This window comes from Hydrogenoanaerobacterium sp. (assembly GCF_032017025.1).
In the GTDB taxonomy this organism is placed as follows: Bacteria; Bacillota; Clostridia; order Oscillospirales; family Ruminococcaceae; genus Hydrogenoanaerobacterium.
In genome coordinates this window covers 17,148-32,543 of the sequence record NZ_DALZQO010000025.1, presented here as the reverse complement: position 1 = coordinate 32,543, position 15,396 = coordinate 17,148, and the positions used below count along the sequence as shown (strand labels likewise).

Genomic DNA, 15,396 nt, shown 5'->3' with positions numbered 1-15,396 from the left:
CCATGGAACAACAACACGAATTCTATATGCAACAGGCGCTGCAGCTTGCCGCGCAGGCAGCGGTGCTTGGTGAAGTACCTGTGGGCGCGTTGGTGGTAAAGGACGGGCGCATTGTAGGACGCGGCTTTAACCGGCGCGAGGGCAGTAAGAATGCACTCACACATGCGGAGCTGATTGCGATTGATCAGGCATGCCGTACACTGGGCGGCTGGCGGCTGTTTGGCTGCGACCTGTATGCTACGCTCGAGCCCTGCCCTATGTGCGCGGGGGCAATCATCAACAGCCGCATTGACCATGTTTTTTTTGGTGCATACGATAAAAAGGCGGGTTCCTGCGGTTCGGTCATTAATCTTTTTGAGCTGCCTTACAACCATTTCCCCAAGGCTGAGGGCGGCATTTTACAGCAGGAATGCGCCGGTATACTCAGCGACTTTTTTAGAAAATTACGCAGATAAAAATGGAGGCCCCGATTCGAAACAGAATCGGGACCTTTTTTTGCCATTTTTCAGCGTAATGTTGAAAGCCTGTTGAAACGGGGGAAAACTTTATAAAGGTTGGTGCAATATCGGGTGAAATGCGGCAGTTGGGTAAGGTTTTCCACAGAGGAAAACCGCTATTTTAAACTATTTTCACGGGTTTTCCAACTTTTTGTGTTGAAAACTCGGTGGAAAGTGTGGAAAGATATAATTTTTTACATAGAATTTACAAGATGTAATACAGAAAAATGTCAAGAGCAAAATGTAGAAGCCTGCGGAATAACGAGCACAAGATATAGAATAAAACAGATGAATTTTTCCACATCTCCCAACATCGGCTGTTGAATGATATTACAGGACGCCTTGGTCGCGCAGTAGCTTGGTTTTAAGCACTGCAATCTGTGTTTTTGCGTCTCGAATCTCGTTTTTAAGAATCATATCAACTACTTTTTCAAACGGAATTTTCTCCACCGCTAAAAATTCATCGGCATCCAAATGCTGATGGGTTTCGGTAAGGTTTTTTGCAAAATACAGGTGAATAATTTCATTGTCATACGCGGGGGTGGGCAGCAGCTGCCCCAGCGGGTGGTAAAAGCCGGCAACATGGCCCGTTTCCTCCTCCAGCTCGCGCTTGCCACATGCAAACGCGTCCTCGCCGTACTCCAACTTACCGGCAGGTATTTCGAGCAGAGCCGCGGCAAACGGGTAACGAAACTGGCGCACCATCAGCAGGTTGTCATTATCATCCACCGCAGCAATTGCTACCCCGCCCGGGTGCTCAATTACCTCACGGCTGGTAACGCTGCCGTTTTCCAGCTCTACCATATCTCTGCGCAGAGTAATCACCCTGCCTTTAAACAGCTGGTCGGTGCTCAATGGCTTTTCAAAAAGTTTCATAGAAATTCCTCCAAACGATTAAAATCTGTTGCTTGCGGGTGCATACCTAAAGTTGTCTCACTCATAAGATGGTTTCGAGGTGATGAAGATGCAGTTCGGCAAGCAAGCCGGAAAATGCAAGCCTGTGTGTTGTGGTAAGCGCGTAAACACAAAAAAGGGGGCACTTTGCCGCCAAATTGGGCGAAGAGAACCAGTACTTGTACGGATGAGATGCAACAAATTAAAAACGGCACTTTGCCGTGCGAGGTGATAACATGCTGCTGCAGGAACAATATTATAAACAGCCGCCCACACACACTCAGGTGAAAGGTGGGCTGTTTGCACTAAAAGGGCAGTACCCTGGGTTGTGTAAGGTATTTTCGATTGGACGCAGTGTACTGGGGCGCGAGCTTTATGCCGTGGCAGTGGGTGAAACCAGAGGCGCCACACTGTTTGTAGGCGGTACACATGGGCTAGAGTGGCTTACTACATTGCTGATGCTGCGCTTTTTGGATGATTTACTGTATAGTATAGCACAAAACAAACCGCTTGCAGAGATTGATGTAAAAAAATCGATGGAACGGCGAGGCGTTATTATTTTGCCTGCGCTCAACCCCGACGGAATTGAGATCGCCTTGCGCGGAAGCGCGGGAGCCATGAATATGGGAGACAAGGTGGAGGAGATATGCGGTGGTGATTATGCGCTTTGGCAGGCAAATGCCCGCGGTGTGGATATCAACCATAACTTTGATGCGGGATGGGAGATTCTGCATCAAATGGAGCTGGATGCAGGAATAACAGGCCCTGCACCCACCCGCTTTGGTGGCTACCGCCATACCAGCGAGCCCGAAACCCGCGCCATCTGCGGCTTTTGCAGGGGGTTCCAGATACGCCAGGCCTACTCGTTTCACTCACAGGGGGAGGAGATCTACTACAAATACGGTGAGCATACCCCATCACGCTCGCGCCTGATGGCGCAGCTGCTTGCCACCAGCAGCGGTTATAAGCTGATGACACAGGAGGGGCTTGCCTCACATGGCGGCTTTAAGGATTGGTTTATTGATAAACTGCGCCGCCCCGCATTTACCATAGAGATCGGCAAGGGGAAAAACCCCCTGCCTGCCGATGACCTGCTACCGGTGTATTACAAGCTGCAAGAGATGCTGGTATTGGCTTTGCTTTTGTAAGAAATTATTCATAAATATAGCAGTTATTGCAAGTAAAGAAAAGGTTTCCCATAATGTTTACACTTTTGTAATTGACTTATTTCTTTCTGGGGAATACTATTAAAAACAGGGTTATTGACCGGCTAGCCGCCGGTGGCATGCTTTCTGCAGCGATGCAGCTGTGTTTGCCGAGGCGAGGGGGCAATGCTCCCGCCTTCAAATGGAGGTATTACGTACTTGGAGGAATTTCAATGGAAAAGCTGGTTGACATCAAAGATGTGTACAAAATCTACAATCCCGGCGAAAATGAGGTGCGTGCGCTCGACGGCGTAACGCTGGGCATCGACCACGGTGAGTTTATTGCCATCGTGGGGCATTCCGGTTCGGGCAAATCTACGTTGATGAACATGCTGGGGTGCCTGGATACCCCTACCGAGGGCAGTTATTTTCTCGACGGTGAGGATGTATCCACCCTATCGGATGACGAACTTTCGGAGATTCGTAATAAACAAATCGGCTTTGTGTTTCAGGGCTTTAACCTGATTCCCAGCCTAGATGCGATTGAAAATGTAGAGCTGCCGCTGATTTACCGCGGGCTGCCCAGAGAAGAGCGCCGTCGGCTTGCTACCGAGGCACTGGAGCGCGTAGGGTTGGGCAACCGCCTGCGCCACCGCCCAATGCAGATGTCCGGCGGGCAGCAGCAGCGTGTTGCAATTGCCAGGGCGATTGCGGCAAAGCCCCCTGTTATTCTTGCGGATGAGCCCACCGGAAACCTCGATACCAAATCGGGTAAGGATGTTATGCGCATTCTCAATGAGCTGTGGCACGAGGGCCGTACCGTCATCCTTATCACGCACGACAACGAAATTGCAAACAGCGCGCACCGCATCGTCAAAATTACCGACGGCAAAATCGTATCGGATATTATCAACGACAAAATGTCCGGGGTGCCGGATGAAGTTGCAAGCCAGAATGCTTAATCAAAAAAGTAAAAAGGGTATCAACAGCGTCAAGCTGTTGATACCCTTTTTTTATCTTTGCCCCAGCAAAAAAGCGGGCGCTGTTTATGCCTCATCGTTCCATCCTTTGCAAACATCCACCCACTCGGTGTAACGAGAAAGCGATTCGAGCTCCGCAATAGTCAGCTCAATGGCACTGTTGCTGCTTCCACAGGCGGGAAAAACCGTTTCAAAGCGTTTCAAAGACTCATCCAGATAAACCAAAACGCCTTCGTTAATGCCGAACGGGCAAACTCCGCCCACTGCATGGCCAACCAGCGTGAGCGCTTCATCGGCAGCCAGCATGGTTGCCTTGGTGCAAAACTTTGCCTTGTATTTGGGATTATCAATTTTGGCATCCCCTGCCGCAACAACTAAGATGCAGCCGCCATTTACCTTGAAGGACAGTGTTTTTGCAATGCGTTTCGGTTCGCAACCAAGCGCTTGCGCTGCCAGCTCTACCGTTGCGCTCGACACATTAAACTCCTGTATCCGATTCTCCAGCCCAAACTGCTCAAAATACTTCTTTACTCTTTCAATTGCCATAGATGCTCCCCCTAAGCTGATTGTAACGATTGCCGTCATTTTTAATATTTATTCTAACATGATTGTTCTGTTCGTGCAACTTCGGTGCCAAGCTTCAAGCGAACACCTCCTCATTGGTTTTGTAGCTACTGTCTATACTAGGTTCAAATAAGGCTTGCCAGTCAATGCAATTGCTACTATCCTGCCCTTGCGGGTTACCAAGCTGCAAAAAAGTACCCTCTGCCTAAGGCAAAGGGTACCGTAAAAATTATTCGCCAATGCTTAAGGCAGCCGGCTCTGTGCGCCCAAAGTGACGCTCGGCAAAATCAAGAGAAAACTCCTCGTTGATGTCGCAGGCGTAGGGATTAAAGGCGTGGTCCAGCTTGGTGAGGTTGATGCGCGAGACCACAGGCTTCTCCAGGTCGTTGTCGCTGCTTGCAAGGATTCCTTGCCTTTCCGCCGACACCGACGACGGACAGTAGATACCGCAGACACCGCCGAAGCGGCGCTGTAGAATATCGCCCGTCATTGAGGCTTTTACCGCATAGAGAGAGGTTTCCTGCACACGCAGGTAGACGTCCGCCACATTGGGGTGGCGGCAGGCGTAGCTGATGTTGCAGGTGGGGCAAAGCATAACCTGTGCACCCAACCCCTTTGCAATGCGGGATACTTCAAAGTAGTGGCTGTCTTGCCCGATGGACACACAAAAATTACCCAGCCTGGTTTGCAGCAGCGTAATGGTGCTGCCTGCAGTCACACCAATTTGCACTTCGTCCTCGGTAAGGTGGGTTTTGTCCTGATAGCCGACGACATCGCCATCGGGGTCGAACAAATAAGAACGATTGTAGAGGTTATCGCCCTCAAACAGGTAGGTGCTGCCCGCCAATACATACACACCGTGTTGGCATGCAAGCTCAGAAAAGGTGGTAAAGTACACCTCCTGCAAAAAATCGTAGTAATCATAAATCACATCGTTGGTAAACTGCCCGCGCTCACTCGAATCACAAGCCTTGTAATCCGAGAGGATGCGGTCATACTTGGGCACCATAGTGAGTGGTGCAAGTCCAATCAGCTCGGGGAAGCACACCACCTGTGCGCCACCCTCCACTGCAATTGCCATCTTGTTAAAAAGGTGCTCAACAAAATCATCCAGCTTTTTGTATGGGCGAAGCTTGATGGGGATTGCTGCCACCTTAACTGCGGCAGGGTCAATAAAGCCGAGGTTATCGCTGCGGTCAATTGCCAGCCGATCAATAACCTTAATAATCTTTTTTTCGCTTCCCTTGAGGGAAAACGGTGTTGGAAATGAAAACATGTTGGTTCCCCTCTCTTAAAGCAGTTTGCGGTGCGCGGCGTACAGTTCATGGTTAAAATGCGAACTATAGTAATTGCTGTGGATGTTGCAAAGCCGGCTGACATTAAATGTGGCAGAGGCTGTCTGGGCGGGCGGCACCACAAAGCCGGTGTTATCCATAGTGGCGAGAAACGGCGCACTTACAGAGGCAGTATTGTTGTTTGCCGACAAAACCAAAAAATTGTTGGTTTGTGCCGCACCCCAGCCGCCTGTAAACAGCTTTTGGTCGTTGTATTCATTGGGGGCAATCCACTGCGAGCTTACCAGTATTTCGCACCCGCCAAGGCGCGCGTGGCGTTGCACCTCGGGGTTGTAGATGTCCGCATCCACGCAAAGAAAAACCTTGCCGTAGGGGGTGTCGAACAGCGCGAGGTTGCTTGCCTTTTTATATAGGTCACGGTTGTCGCGGGTAAAAAACAGCGCGCGCTGTGCCCCGGCCAGCTTACCGTTGGGGTCAAACATGCAAACGCACAAAAAATCTGCAATATTCATTAGCCCTGTTACCACATAGGTGTTGTATTCTTTGGCATATTTTTTACATTTTTTAAAATAGCTGCCACCCTGTTTCATCGAAAGAACAGGTTCGCTGTTTTTAAACACCACAAAATTGCTCTGCGGTGCGGGGGATGCAAATGCATCAATAATGTTGAGAAAAAGATCCTGCATGGGAAACCCCTCCAATATTTGTCGATCTCTATGTACTACCCAATGGGTGTATAATCCATAATTTACTTTACAAAATACATTATATATAAAATATTCCTTTAATTCAACAGAAAACGGGCGGGTATTGCAAAATGAGAAAAAATGCGATAAAATAAGCGTTGCCCGATAGAGTGTATTCGGGTAGTCAGTCGCAAGTTCCTGACTTAAAACCACACTACGAAAGGAAAATTGAATGATGAGGAACACAAACGTCAGAAAGCTGACGATGTGCGCAATGCTTGCCGCTATTTATGTGGTGCTGAGCTTAGCTTTTGCGCCCATTTCGTTCGGCGCGGTGCAGTTTAGAGTTTCAGAGGCACTTACCCTGCTGCCCGTATTTTCGCCCTATGCCATTGTAGGCGTAACGGTGGGCTGCCTAATTACCAACATTGTGGGTGTGGCAATGGGTGCTACCCTGCCGCTGGATATTTTATTCGGCACGCTTGCCACTTTGCTTGCGGCAGTGCTCACCTACCTGCTGCGTAATATCTGCATCAAGGGGCTGCCGGTGTTGGCAGCACTTCCGCCGGTGCTTGTTAACGCGTTTGTCATTGGCTGGGAAATCACCTATTTCTTTTTACCCGAGGGGGCTTCTTGGGTCGGGTTTATAACGTCGGCAATCAGCGTTGGCTTGGGGCAGGTTGTTGCCTGCTGCGTGCTTGGCCTGCTGCTGGTGTATACCTTAAAGAAAACCAAACTGGATGCAAAGCTGTTTGGGCATTTTTAAATAAAACTTGCAACAAAAAACTCGACGATAACCAATCGTCGAGTTTTATTTTTATAGCCTAATACGGCACTAACTCAAAATCGCCGAAGTATTTTGGGCCATACGCGTCTTTATCCAGAAAATTCACATGATAAAAGCAGCCGTAATGCTCACTGCAATCACTTTGGTCTATTTTGTAAAGATTGCCCTTAATCAGCTTGTTGGCGGCCAGCTCATTGCTGCCGTAAACTTTGGTGAGCAGTGTACGCGGCAGCTCAAACACCACACCCCAGTAAATGCCCTGCAAATCCTCAGATGCGAATGATTTCACCCGCGGCAGCACCAGATATTCCGCCATGGAGATACGCTGCTCGCCACAAACCTCGTTGGTAAGCAAACCGCCGTAGCTTGCCGCCATAGAGATATACTTGTCCGAAAGCTCGGGGAACAGGTTGAGGTTTACCATAAGCGTGCTGCTTTCGGACGGAATTGCCTCAAACGCCCACATGCGCACCCAAATGCTTTCGCGGCTGACGCACAGACGTGCCTGTACAAACGGCTTGTAGTCGCGTTTTTCCAGAGGATAATTGACTATTTTCGCGACGGGCAGGGAATCCCACACGGGCTGTCCGTCGATCAGGCTGATTTTAAAAGACATGGCGCGCCTCCGTAACTGTCAAATTGTAAAAGCTAACGATTGGTATAGCAACAAGAACAACGCGCCGCGTTTGCGGCGCTACCCGCCAAAGGCAGGCATAAACGGCTTTGCCGTACATATTAATCTTATTATAACACGCTTTCAGGTAGAAAAACAAATGATTCTCGGTGAATCGCGCTTTATATTGCAAATAAGAAAAAACGGCAGCCGATCGTTGCGAGAGAAACCGGGCAAACGTACTTGTTCGCATACATAAAATAAGTTATAACAGCAAGCCCGCCGCAGATAATTCTGCCGCGGGCTTGTTTTTGCCTGAATTGCTGCCGGTGTTGTTATTGGCCGCAGCACTTTTTGTATTTTTTGCCGCTTCCGCAGGGGCACGGGTCATTTCTGCCAACCTTTTCGGCTGCAGATTTGTGAATAGGCTGTTTTTTCATGCTGCCGTCACCGCCCGCCGTGTAGGTGGGGTTCGCAATCTGCTCGCGCTCGGGCTCATCTTCGGTGCGAATCTGCACGGTCATCATCATCTTGACGGTGTTCTCACGAATCGAGTCAATCATCTGGTCGAACATATCAAAGCCCTCAATGCGGTACTCAACCACGGGGTCTTTCTGTGCGTAGCTGCGCAGGTAAATGCCTTTACGCAGGTCATCCATCGCATCGATGTGGTCAATCCAGTGGCGGTCAACGTTTTTCAGCAGAATCACGCGTTCCAGCTCACGGGTGAGCTGCTCGCCGAACTGTGCCTCACGCGCCGCGTATTTTTCATCCGCTTTTTTCTGGATAAACGAACGGATTTCGTCTTTAGGGGTGTTTTCCAGCGTTTTCATATCGTATTTGAGATCGCCGTCGTCGAGGAGCCAGCCCATGAAGTGGTAGCGTAGGCCGTCAATGTTCCATTCCTCGCGGATGTCGCTGTTGCCCAGATACTGCTGTATGGCACTGTCAATCGAATCAGAAATCATCTTCTGGATGTAATCGCGAATGTTCTCGCCGTTGAGTACCTTGCAGCGCTGACCGTAGATGATCTCACGCTGTTTGTTCATAACATCGTCAAACTGCAGCACGTTTTTACGGATGCCGAAGTTGCGCCCTTCTACCTTGCCCTGTGCGTTCTCAATGGAATTGGTGAGGATGCGGTTTTCAATCGGCATATCCTCGTCTACGCCGAGGGTATCCATCATATTCTGGATGCGCTCACCGCCGAACAGACGCATCAAATCGTCCTCAAGTGAGATGAAGAAGCGGGTGTCGCCGGGGTCGCCCTGACGTCCCGAACGTCCGCGCAGCTGGTTATCGATACGGCGTGACTCATGGCGCTCGGTGCCGATGATGAACAGGCCGCCCGAATCCTTGGATTTTTGTGCTTCGGGTGCGACTTCCGCCTTGTATTTGGCGTTAAGCTCTTGGAACAGCTTGCGAGCCGCGAGAATTTCCTCGTCATCGGTTTCGCCGTAGCTGGTCGCCTCGTGAATCATTTCTTCGTCGAGGCCTTGACGGCGCATTTCGGATTTTGCCATAAACTCGGCGTTGCCGCCCAACATAATATCGGTACCGCGTCCCGCCATGTTGGTGGCGATGGTGACCGCACCGGGCTTGCCCGCCTGCGAGACAATCTCTGCCTCTTTTTCGTGGTACTTGGCATTGAGCACCTCGTGCTTTACGCCGCGCTTTTTCAGCATAGACGAAAGCAGCTCCGAGCGCTCAATCGAGATGGTACCCACCAGAACGGGCTGCCCTTTTTCGTGGCACTCCACAATCTGGTCGATAATGGCATTGTATTTACCGTTTTCGGTTTTATAAACAACATCGGGGAAATCGTGGCGTACAATCGGTTTGTTGGTTGGAATTTCAATGACGTCAAGGTTGTAGATCTCGCGGAACTCGCCCTCCTCGGTCATAGCGGTACCGGTCATACCCGAAAGTATGCTGTACATACGGAAGTAGTTTTGGAAGGTAATGGTTGCAAGCGTCTGCGACTCTTTTTCAACCTTTACGCCCTCTTTTGCCTCAATTGCCTGGTGCAGACCCTCGTTGTAGCGTCTGCCAATCATCAAACGGCCGGTGAATTCATCGACGATGATAACCTCGTCATCCTTCACCACATAATCGATATCGCGGTGCATAATGCCGTTTGCGCGAATTGCCTGATTGATGTGGTGCAGCAGGGTGTTGTTGTCGGAGTCATTGAGGTTCTCGATGTTAAAGGCTTTTTCCGCTTTTTTGACGCCGCGCGGGGTGAGCGTTGCAGTTTTTGCCTTTTCATCCACAATGAAGTCTGCCTCAACGTCGTCATGGTCTTCTTTGGCATCCAGCTCTTTTACCTTGACCATATGCAAAGTCTTGGCAAATTTATCGGCAAGCCCGTAAAGTTCGGTAGATTTGTCGCCGGGGCCCGAAATAATGAGCGGGGTTCTCGCCTCATCAATCAAGATGGAGTCCACCTCATCGACAATGGCAAAGTGATGGCCGCGCTGTACCTGGCGCTCTTTGTAAACCACCATGTTGTCGCGCAGGTAATCGAAGCCAAATTCGTTGTTGGTACCGTAAGTAATGTCGCAGTTGTATGCCGCTTTGCGGTCGTTGGGGTCGATATCGTGCACGATAAGCCCAACCGAAAGCCCGAGGAAGCGGTGCAGCTTGCCCATCCACTCAGAGTCACGTTTTGCAAGGTAATCGTTCACCGTGACAATGTGCACACCCTTACCGGTGAGTGCGTTGAGGTAGGACGGCAGGGTTGCAACGAGGGTTTTACCCTCACCGGTTTTCATCTCAGCGATTCTGCCCTGATGAAGTACGATGCCGCCGATGACCTGTACTGGGAACGGGCGCATGCCCAATACGCGGTCAGACGCCTCACGGCATACCGCAAAGGCGTCGGGCAAAATATCGTCAAGCGTTTTACCGTTTGCAAGCTCTTGTTTTAATTTTGGTGTCATCGCTTTCAGCTCATCATCGCTGAACGCGCGGTATTTTTCCTCAAGTGCCAGTACTTTTTCCATCACCGGGGTGATGTTCTTCAGTTCCCGCTGGGAGTAGGAGCCAAAAATTTTATCGAATAATCCCATGGAACAATCTCCTCTCGTCGTCCGCAGTATTTTAACAAAAATAGAATTGCCGCTATTCGCATATAACTCTTATTTTACAAGCCACCAAGCGGCATGTCAAACATATTTGTAATAAGAAACTGTTAAGAAACCCTAAACAAATAGAATTATAGACTTTTTGTATTTTTAATATACCAAAAAGCACGAAAAAACCCGCATGCTTTGACACATTTTTAACAGTTCGACATCTTGCGCTCTTGTCCTATAACCATTATAATAAAAGGTAGGTATGCGGTATTATGGTTTACCGACCTATAGAGGTACAAATTGAACCGAAAGGAGTTACCAATATGAACTATTCTCATGAAGTTGAGAGAATGTGCACACTAACCAAGGGTCCGAAACACGGTCCGGCTCCAATCCCTGAAGAGGGCAAATGGGTAAAAGCTTATGAGGTTACCGATATTTCCGGTCTTTCTCACGGTGTTGGCTGGTGCGCACCTCAGCAGGGCGCATGTAAGCTGACATTGAATGTTAAAAACGGTATTATCGAGGAGGCTCTGGTTGAAACACTGGGCTGCTCGGGTATGACTCACTCGGCTGCTATGGCAGGCGAAATTTTGCCCGGCAAAACCATTCTCGAGGCACTGAATACCGACCTCGTCTGCGATGCAATTAACGTTGCAATGCGCGAAATTTTCAAACAGCTCGTCTACGGAAGAACCCAGACTGCGTTCTCCGAGGGCGGTCTTCCCATCGGCGCCGGCCTTGAGGATTTGGGCAAAGGCCTGCGTTCTCAGGTTGGTACCATCTTCTCTACCAGTGCAAAAGGTGTTCGCTACCTCGAAATGGCAGAGGGCTATATCATGTCCGTTGCTGTGGATGAGAACGGCGAGGCTATCGGCTACAAGTTCTGCAAGCTTGGCAAAATGATGGAGGATATCCGCCATGGTGTTGCCCCTGCAGAGGCGTTTGAGAAAAACGTTGGTACATACGGACGTTATGCAAATGCGCCGAAGTACATCGACCCGAGAGAAGAATAAGTTAGAAGGAGGGAAATAACATGGTAAAATTCGAAAGCAAAGAAAGAAGAATGCCTAAAATCGAGGCATGTCTGAAAGAATATGGAATTGCATCCTTAGAGGCTGCAAGAGACCTTTGCCTGGAGCACGGCATTGATGTTGATAAAATTGTAAAAGGCGTGCAGCCTATCGCGTTCGAGAACGCAGTTTGGGCATACATACTGGGCACCGCTATCGCACTGAAAACCGGCAAAAAAGTTGCTGCTGAAGCCTCCGAAACAATCGGTATCGGTCTGCAGGCATTCTGCATCCCCGGTTCTGTTGCAGAGCAGAGAAGCGTTGGTATTGGCCACGGCAACCTGGGCGCAATGCTGCTGCGTGACGAAACCAAATGCTTCTGCTTCCTCGCAGGGCACGAGTCCTTCGCTGCGGCTGAGGGCGCTATCGGTATTGCAAGAACTGCAAACAAAGCCAGAAAAGAGCCCCTCAGAGTTATTCTGAACGGCCTTGGCAAAGATGCCGCTTACATCATTTCCAGAATCAACGGCTTTACCTATGTTGAGACAAACTATGTGTTCGAAACCGGCGAGCTGGAAGTTGTCAGAACCGTTGCGTTCTCTGACGGCGAAAAAGCTGCAGTTAAGGTTTACGGCGCAAACGATGTTCTTGAAGGCGTTGCAATCATGAAAGCAGAGGGTGTTGATGTTTCCATCACCGGTAACTCCACCAACCCCACCCGCTTCCAGCATCTGGTTGCCGGCACCTACAAGAAATGGTCTTACGAAAATAATGTAAAATATTTCTCCGTTGCATCGGGCGGCGGCACAGGCCGTACCCTGCACCCCGATAACATGGGTGCAGGCCCTGCTTCCTACGGTCTTACCGACTCGATGGGCAGAATGCACGGCGACGCTCAGTTTGCAGGATCCTCTTCTGTTCCTGCTCACGTTGAGATGATGGGCCTGATTGGTATGGGCAACAACCCGATGGTTGGCGCTACCGTTGCTTGCGCAGTTGCGGTAAGCGAGGCTCTGAAATAAGTTGCCATTCTAGGCTGACTAAAAAAAGACCTGCTCGAAAGAGCAGGTCTTTTTTGCTTGTATCATGTTTCACTGCTACAAAAGCGGAAAACTAATGGTGGTTTCATAGTCGCTCATATACAGCACAAGGTTGAGCTCGCCCTTTGGCACAAGAAACACCACACTGCCCTCTACCTCACCGGTAGGCAGCAGCCTGCCGTAGCCCAGTGCGGTGGAAGCATCGATATCGGTGTATTGTGCGGGTACAAGGTTGCCTCTGCCGGTGCTCACCTCAAAATCTGCGGTGTCATAGGTGATGATGTCATTGCCAAGATTGGTGATGCGCAGGTTGACAATCAGGTACTCCCTGCCCTCGGGCGCGGGGAATTCGGTGCTGCCGGTGCTGCGCTGTGTGCCCAGCGCATCCACACGGATATCCCGTGTTTCGTTGTTGTAGCCAAATTCAAAGCCAAAGCTTTCATAAGGCGAGCTGTCAAATGAGTCTTCGCGGTACGGCTCCAGGGTGCCGGCGCGGTCGGCAACCAGAAACAATGCGGTGCAGCCGCCCACCAGCAGGGCAAGGCCCACCACCGCAGCAAGTACAATCAATAGGACAGTGGATGTTTTGCGTTTTTTGTGTGTTGGAGCAGAAACGGGTATGTACCGCGCGGAGGCAGCGCTCTCCGGCAGCCCGCAAAGGCTGCAAAAGGGGCCATGCAACGGGGAACCGCAGCGCACACAGCGCTTTGGTGGCTGCTCAGCAGACTGAGCGCCCTCTTCCGGTTGATGTTCCAAATTGTTTTGATAATCCATTGCATCTGCCTCCCATGGGGTTTTATTCATTTATACTATGGTTTTGCTACAAAAGCAATTCCGTTTACATCCAAATTTCTTAGTCGCCATTTTCCTTCAGCTGAATATCCAGTACCTGTAGCGCCATAGTTTTATCAATATTGCGAATGTGGTGGCGGCTGCGCTTTTCAGAAATTGAGAAGATCAGCACATCACATTTATTGTCCATTTTTTGAAAAATGCTCTGGCGCAGCGTAATGGTTGCCACCTTATCGCGCGGCATCATCACAGTGTGCAGATAAAAGCCGCTGGAATAACGCAGGGTATAGCTGCCGCCATGGCGCCCAATGCCCGATGTGGTAAAGTCGATGATACGCACCGTTAAAAACAGGTACGCCGGCAGGCAGCACATAAAGCCCACCCACAAAATGAACTCTGACCACGAAGGGAACAGCTTTACCATAATATATGTCGCCAAGGGCAGCAGTACACACCACCAAAACGCGTCGTTGAGAAAACGGAACAGTGCACCAAAGTTTGGCCTTACCTGCCGCTTGGTGGGCTTGAATTCGGGTAAAAGCAGGCTGAGGTGGCGCATTAAATCGCGTGAATTGGATGCAGGAATCAGCGCGGAGACATCGTCCTTTGCCTTGCCAAAGCCCACCGCATGGATGAACACCGAATACAGCCCCAGGATTTTCGTCAGCACGCTCTGCCGCACATCCACATAGTTGATGGCGTCCACCGCCACCGAGTACCTGCGGTTGGTAAAAATACCGCCTGTAATCGTAAGAGCACCCTCGCCCCTGCGTGCACAAAAATTTTTGTGGCGGATGAGGTTGCGTATAAAAGTATACAACCAGCCAAACAGCATCAGGTAGGCGATGGCGGCGGCCGCAGGCGGAATACCGAATGCCATCATTCTGGTGAAGGTTTCAAATGTACCAAAAATGCGGTTTTCGAACTCTTCGCCCAGCAGGTTACCTGTTTGTGTAATAAAAGTTGAAAAAAACAGCACGCCTGCCAGCGAGTTGGATAAAATCGCTGAAAGCGCCGCAATATAGATGCCGCGCGGCTTATATTCACGGGCAAGGTAGCTTTCGCCCGCGTAGCGGTGCGTACGGTCTTCAAATAAAATTTCTGCATCACGTTTGCGAAGGGTAAGCTTTACATCGGCCTTTTCAAAGTTGCCCGCCTTGGTGTCGGCACGCAACCGCACCGCACCAAACGGCTTGAGATAAAACGGGTAGGTGATGGCGAGCGTGTCAATGTGATTTTGCGGGATATAGCTTCTGGAGTGCCAGATCAGCCCCATATTTAGGTACAACCCATCCGGCCGGCGCTCACAGGTGATAAAGTACCAGCGCAATAAAGCGAGCAAAAAGATGGAGAGTAGCACGAGCAGATCGAGCCATGCGCCCTCAAGCCAGCCGGTGAGGCCGCTCTGCCAGCCCGCAATAATACCACGGGCCAGCGGGATGATAAGCAGGTAGCCAAAACGCCACAGGTGCTCCATAATCATAATAGGGTGTGCGCGGTACTGTGTCATACCCGGTCGTCACCGCCTTTGCAGGGGGTGAGCATCTCCTGCAGCAGCAATGCGTCACCCTGCCGTATGCAGGGCAGGTAGATATAACCGCCTGCCGCATGGAAAAAGACCGCACAAAGCCCAAACACCTTATGCAGCGGCAATGTTACCAAAGAGATATACTGTATGTTTTTTATTAAAATTGATTTACGTCTTGTATAAATAACACCGCAGTTGATCACCAGAACATCGCCATTTGCAGCATAACTCAGTTTGCGGTATTTCAGCGGATAGTACCACAGAAACAAAATGAGAAACGCGGTTATCCATACCATGGTGATTATCACCCAAATTAAGCTGTTGGGTGAAAAGAACAGCGCCGAAAGAAAAGAGGGAACCAGCGCACACAAACACAGGCGGATACGCCACACCAGAAGAGCTTTGTGGTCGATCTTATGAAAATTCATAATGCACTAACCCCCTTTCCAAAATTATTTCACGGTACAAACCTATTCAAGCTTATA

At 50.0% G+C, this 15,396-nt stretch carries 15 protein-coding genes; 6 read left to right on the top strand and 9 right to left on the bottom strand.

Annotation, left to right across the window (positions count from 1 at the left end; translation table 11 throughout):
• Positions 1 to 2 precede the first annotated feature (2 nt).
• Entirely contained in the window at positions 3 to 455 is a 453-nt protein-coding gene (gene tadA / locus RTV33_RS13175) for a tRNA adenosine(34) deaminase TadA (protein WP_312644988.1), read from the top strand.
• Between the two features lie 372 nt (positions 456 to 827).
• Here the strand turns inward: tadA and RTV33_RS13170 are convergent, their stop codons facing one another.
• Positions 828 to 1,373 carry an NUDIX hydrolase gene (locus RTV33_RS13170; RefSeq protein WP_312644986.1) on the bottom strand — a complete coding sequence of 182 codons (546 nt, stop codon included), beginning with the start codon at positions 1,371 to 1,373 and terminating at the stop codon, positions 828 to 830.
• A 254-nt stretch (positions 1,374 to 1,627) separates the two neighbouring features.
• Between RTV33_RS13170 and RTV33_RS13165 the strand changes: the two genes are divergently transcribed.
• Positions 1,628 to 2,539, top strand: coding sequence for a M14 family zinc carboxypeptidase (locus RTV33_RS13165; protein ID WP_312644984.1), 912 nt, complete (start codon positions 1,628 to 1,630; stop codon positions 2,537 to 2,539).
• A gap of 230 nt (positions 2,540 to 2,769) precedes the next feature.
• The gene (locus RTV33_RS13160; RefSeq protein ID WP_312644982.1) at positions 2,770 to 3,498 is read left to right on the top strand and encodes an ABC transporter ATP-binding protein; all 729 of its coding nucleotides are present in this window, start codon (positions 2,770 to 2,772) and stop codon (positions 3,496 to 3,498) included.
• A gap of 84 nt (positions 3,499 to 3,582) precedes the next feature.
• Here the strand turns inward: RTV33_RS13160 and RTV33_RS13155 are convergent, their stop codons facing one another.
• The 3 genes from RTV33_RS13155 to RTV33_RS13145 all read right to left on the bottom strand — a co-directional run bounded on the left by RTV33_RS13155 (position 3,583) and on the right by RTV33_RS13145 (position 6,061).
• Positions 3,583 to 4,062 carry a YbaK/EbsC family protein gene (locus RTV33_RS13155; RefSeq protein ID WP_312644980.1) on the bottom strand — a complete coding sequence of 160 codons (480 nt, stop codon included), beginning with the start codon at positions 4,060 to 4,062 and terminating at the stop codon, positions 3,583 to 3,585.
• Positions 4,063 to 4,309: 247 nt separating this feature from the next.
• The gene (locus tag RTV33_RS13150; RefSeq protein WP_312644978.1) at positions 4,310 to 5,356 is read right to left on the bottom strand and encodes a nitrilase-related carbon-nitrogen hydrolase; all 1,047 of its coding nucleotides are present in this window, start codon (positions 5,354 to 5,356) and stop codon (positions 4,310 to 4,312) included.
• 15 nt (positions 5,357 to 5,371) lie between these two features.
• Positions 5,372 to 6,061, bottom strand: coding sequence for a nitrilase-related carbon-nitrogen hydrolase (locus RTV33_RS13145; RefSeq protein ID WP_312644976.1), 690 nt, complete (start codon positions 6,059 to 6,061; stop codon positions 5,372 to 5,374).
• Between the two features lie 232 nt (positions 6,062 to 6,293).
• On the opposite strand from RTV33_RS13145, the gene RTV33_RS13140 reads away from it, so the two are divergent.
• Positions 6,294 to 6,827, top strand: coding sequence for a QueT transporter family protein (locus RTV33_RS13140; RefSeq protein WP_312644974.1), 534 nt, complete (start codon positions 6,294 to 6,296; stop codon positions 6,825 to 6,827).
• A 58-nt stretch (positions 6,828 to 6,885) separates the two neighbouring features.
• On the opposite strand, the gene RTV33_RS13135 is transcribed toward RTV33_RS13140, so the two are convergent.
• Positions 6,886 to 7,464 (bottom strand): hypothetical protein, encoded by a 579-nt coding sequence (locus RTV33_RS13135; RefSeq protein ID WP_312644972.1) that lies wholly within the window; start codon positions 7,462 to 7,464, stop codon positions 6,886 to 6,888.
• 332 nt (positions 7,465 to 7,796) lie between these two features.
• Positions 7,797 to 10,532 carry a preprotein translocase subunit SecA gene (gene secA, locus RTV33_RS13130; protein WP_312644970.1) on the bottom strand — a complete coding sequence of 912 codons (2,736 nt, stop codon included), beginning with the start codon at positions 10,530 to 10,532 and terminating at the stop codon, positions 7,797 to 7,799.
• Positions 10,533 to 10,861: 329 nt separating this feature from the next.
• Here secA and RTV33_RS13125 point away from each other — a divergent pair, with 329 nt between their 5' ends.
• Both RTV33_RS13125 and RTV33_RS13120 read left to right on the top strand, forming a co-directional pair.
• Complete coding sequence (locus RTV33_RS13125; protein WP_312644968.1) at positions 10,862 to 11,554, top strand: hypothetical protein; 693 nt, start codon at positions 10,862 to 10,864, stop codon at positions 11,552 to 11,554.
• 20 nt (positions 11,555 to 11,574) lie between these two features.
• Positions 11,575 to 12,573, top strand: coding sequence for a GGGtGRT protein (locus tag RTV33_RS13120; RefSeq protein WP_312644966.1), 999 nt, complete (start codon positions 11,575 to 11,577; stop codon positions 12,571 to 12,573).
• Between the two features lie 75 nt (positions 12,574 to 12,648).
• Here RTV33_RS13120 and RTV33_RS13115 read toward each other — a convergent pair whose 3' ends face one another.
• The 3 genes from RTV33_RS13115 to RTV33_RS13105 all read right to left on the bottom strand — a co-directional run bounded on the left by RTV33_RS13115 (position 12,649) and on the right by RTV33_RS13105 (position 15,339).
• Positions 12,649 to 13,365, bottom strand: a complete 717-nt coding sequence (locus tag RTV33_RS13115; RefSeq protein WP_312644964.1) for a DUF4352 domain-containing protein — start codon at positions 13,363 to 13,365, stop codon at positions 12,649 to 12,651.
• Positions 13,366 to 13,444: 79 nt separating this feature from the next.
• Positions 13,445 to 14,893 carry a PH domain-containing protein gene (locus RTV33_RS13110; protein WP_312644962.1) on the bottom strand — a complete coding sequence of 483 codons (1,449 nt, stop codon included), beginning with the start codon at positions 14,891 to 14,893 and terminating at the stop codon, positions 13,445 to 13,447.
• Positions 14,890 to 15,339, bottom strand: a complete 450-nt coding sequence (locus RTV33_RS13105) for a PH domain-containing protein (protein WP_312644961.1) — start codon at positions 15,337 to 15,339, stop codon at positions 14,890 to 14,892. Before RTV33_RS13105 ends, RTV33_RS13110 begins: the two co-directional genes overlap by 4 nt.
• Between the last annotated feature and the right edge of the window lie 57 nt (positions 15,340 to 15,396).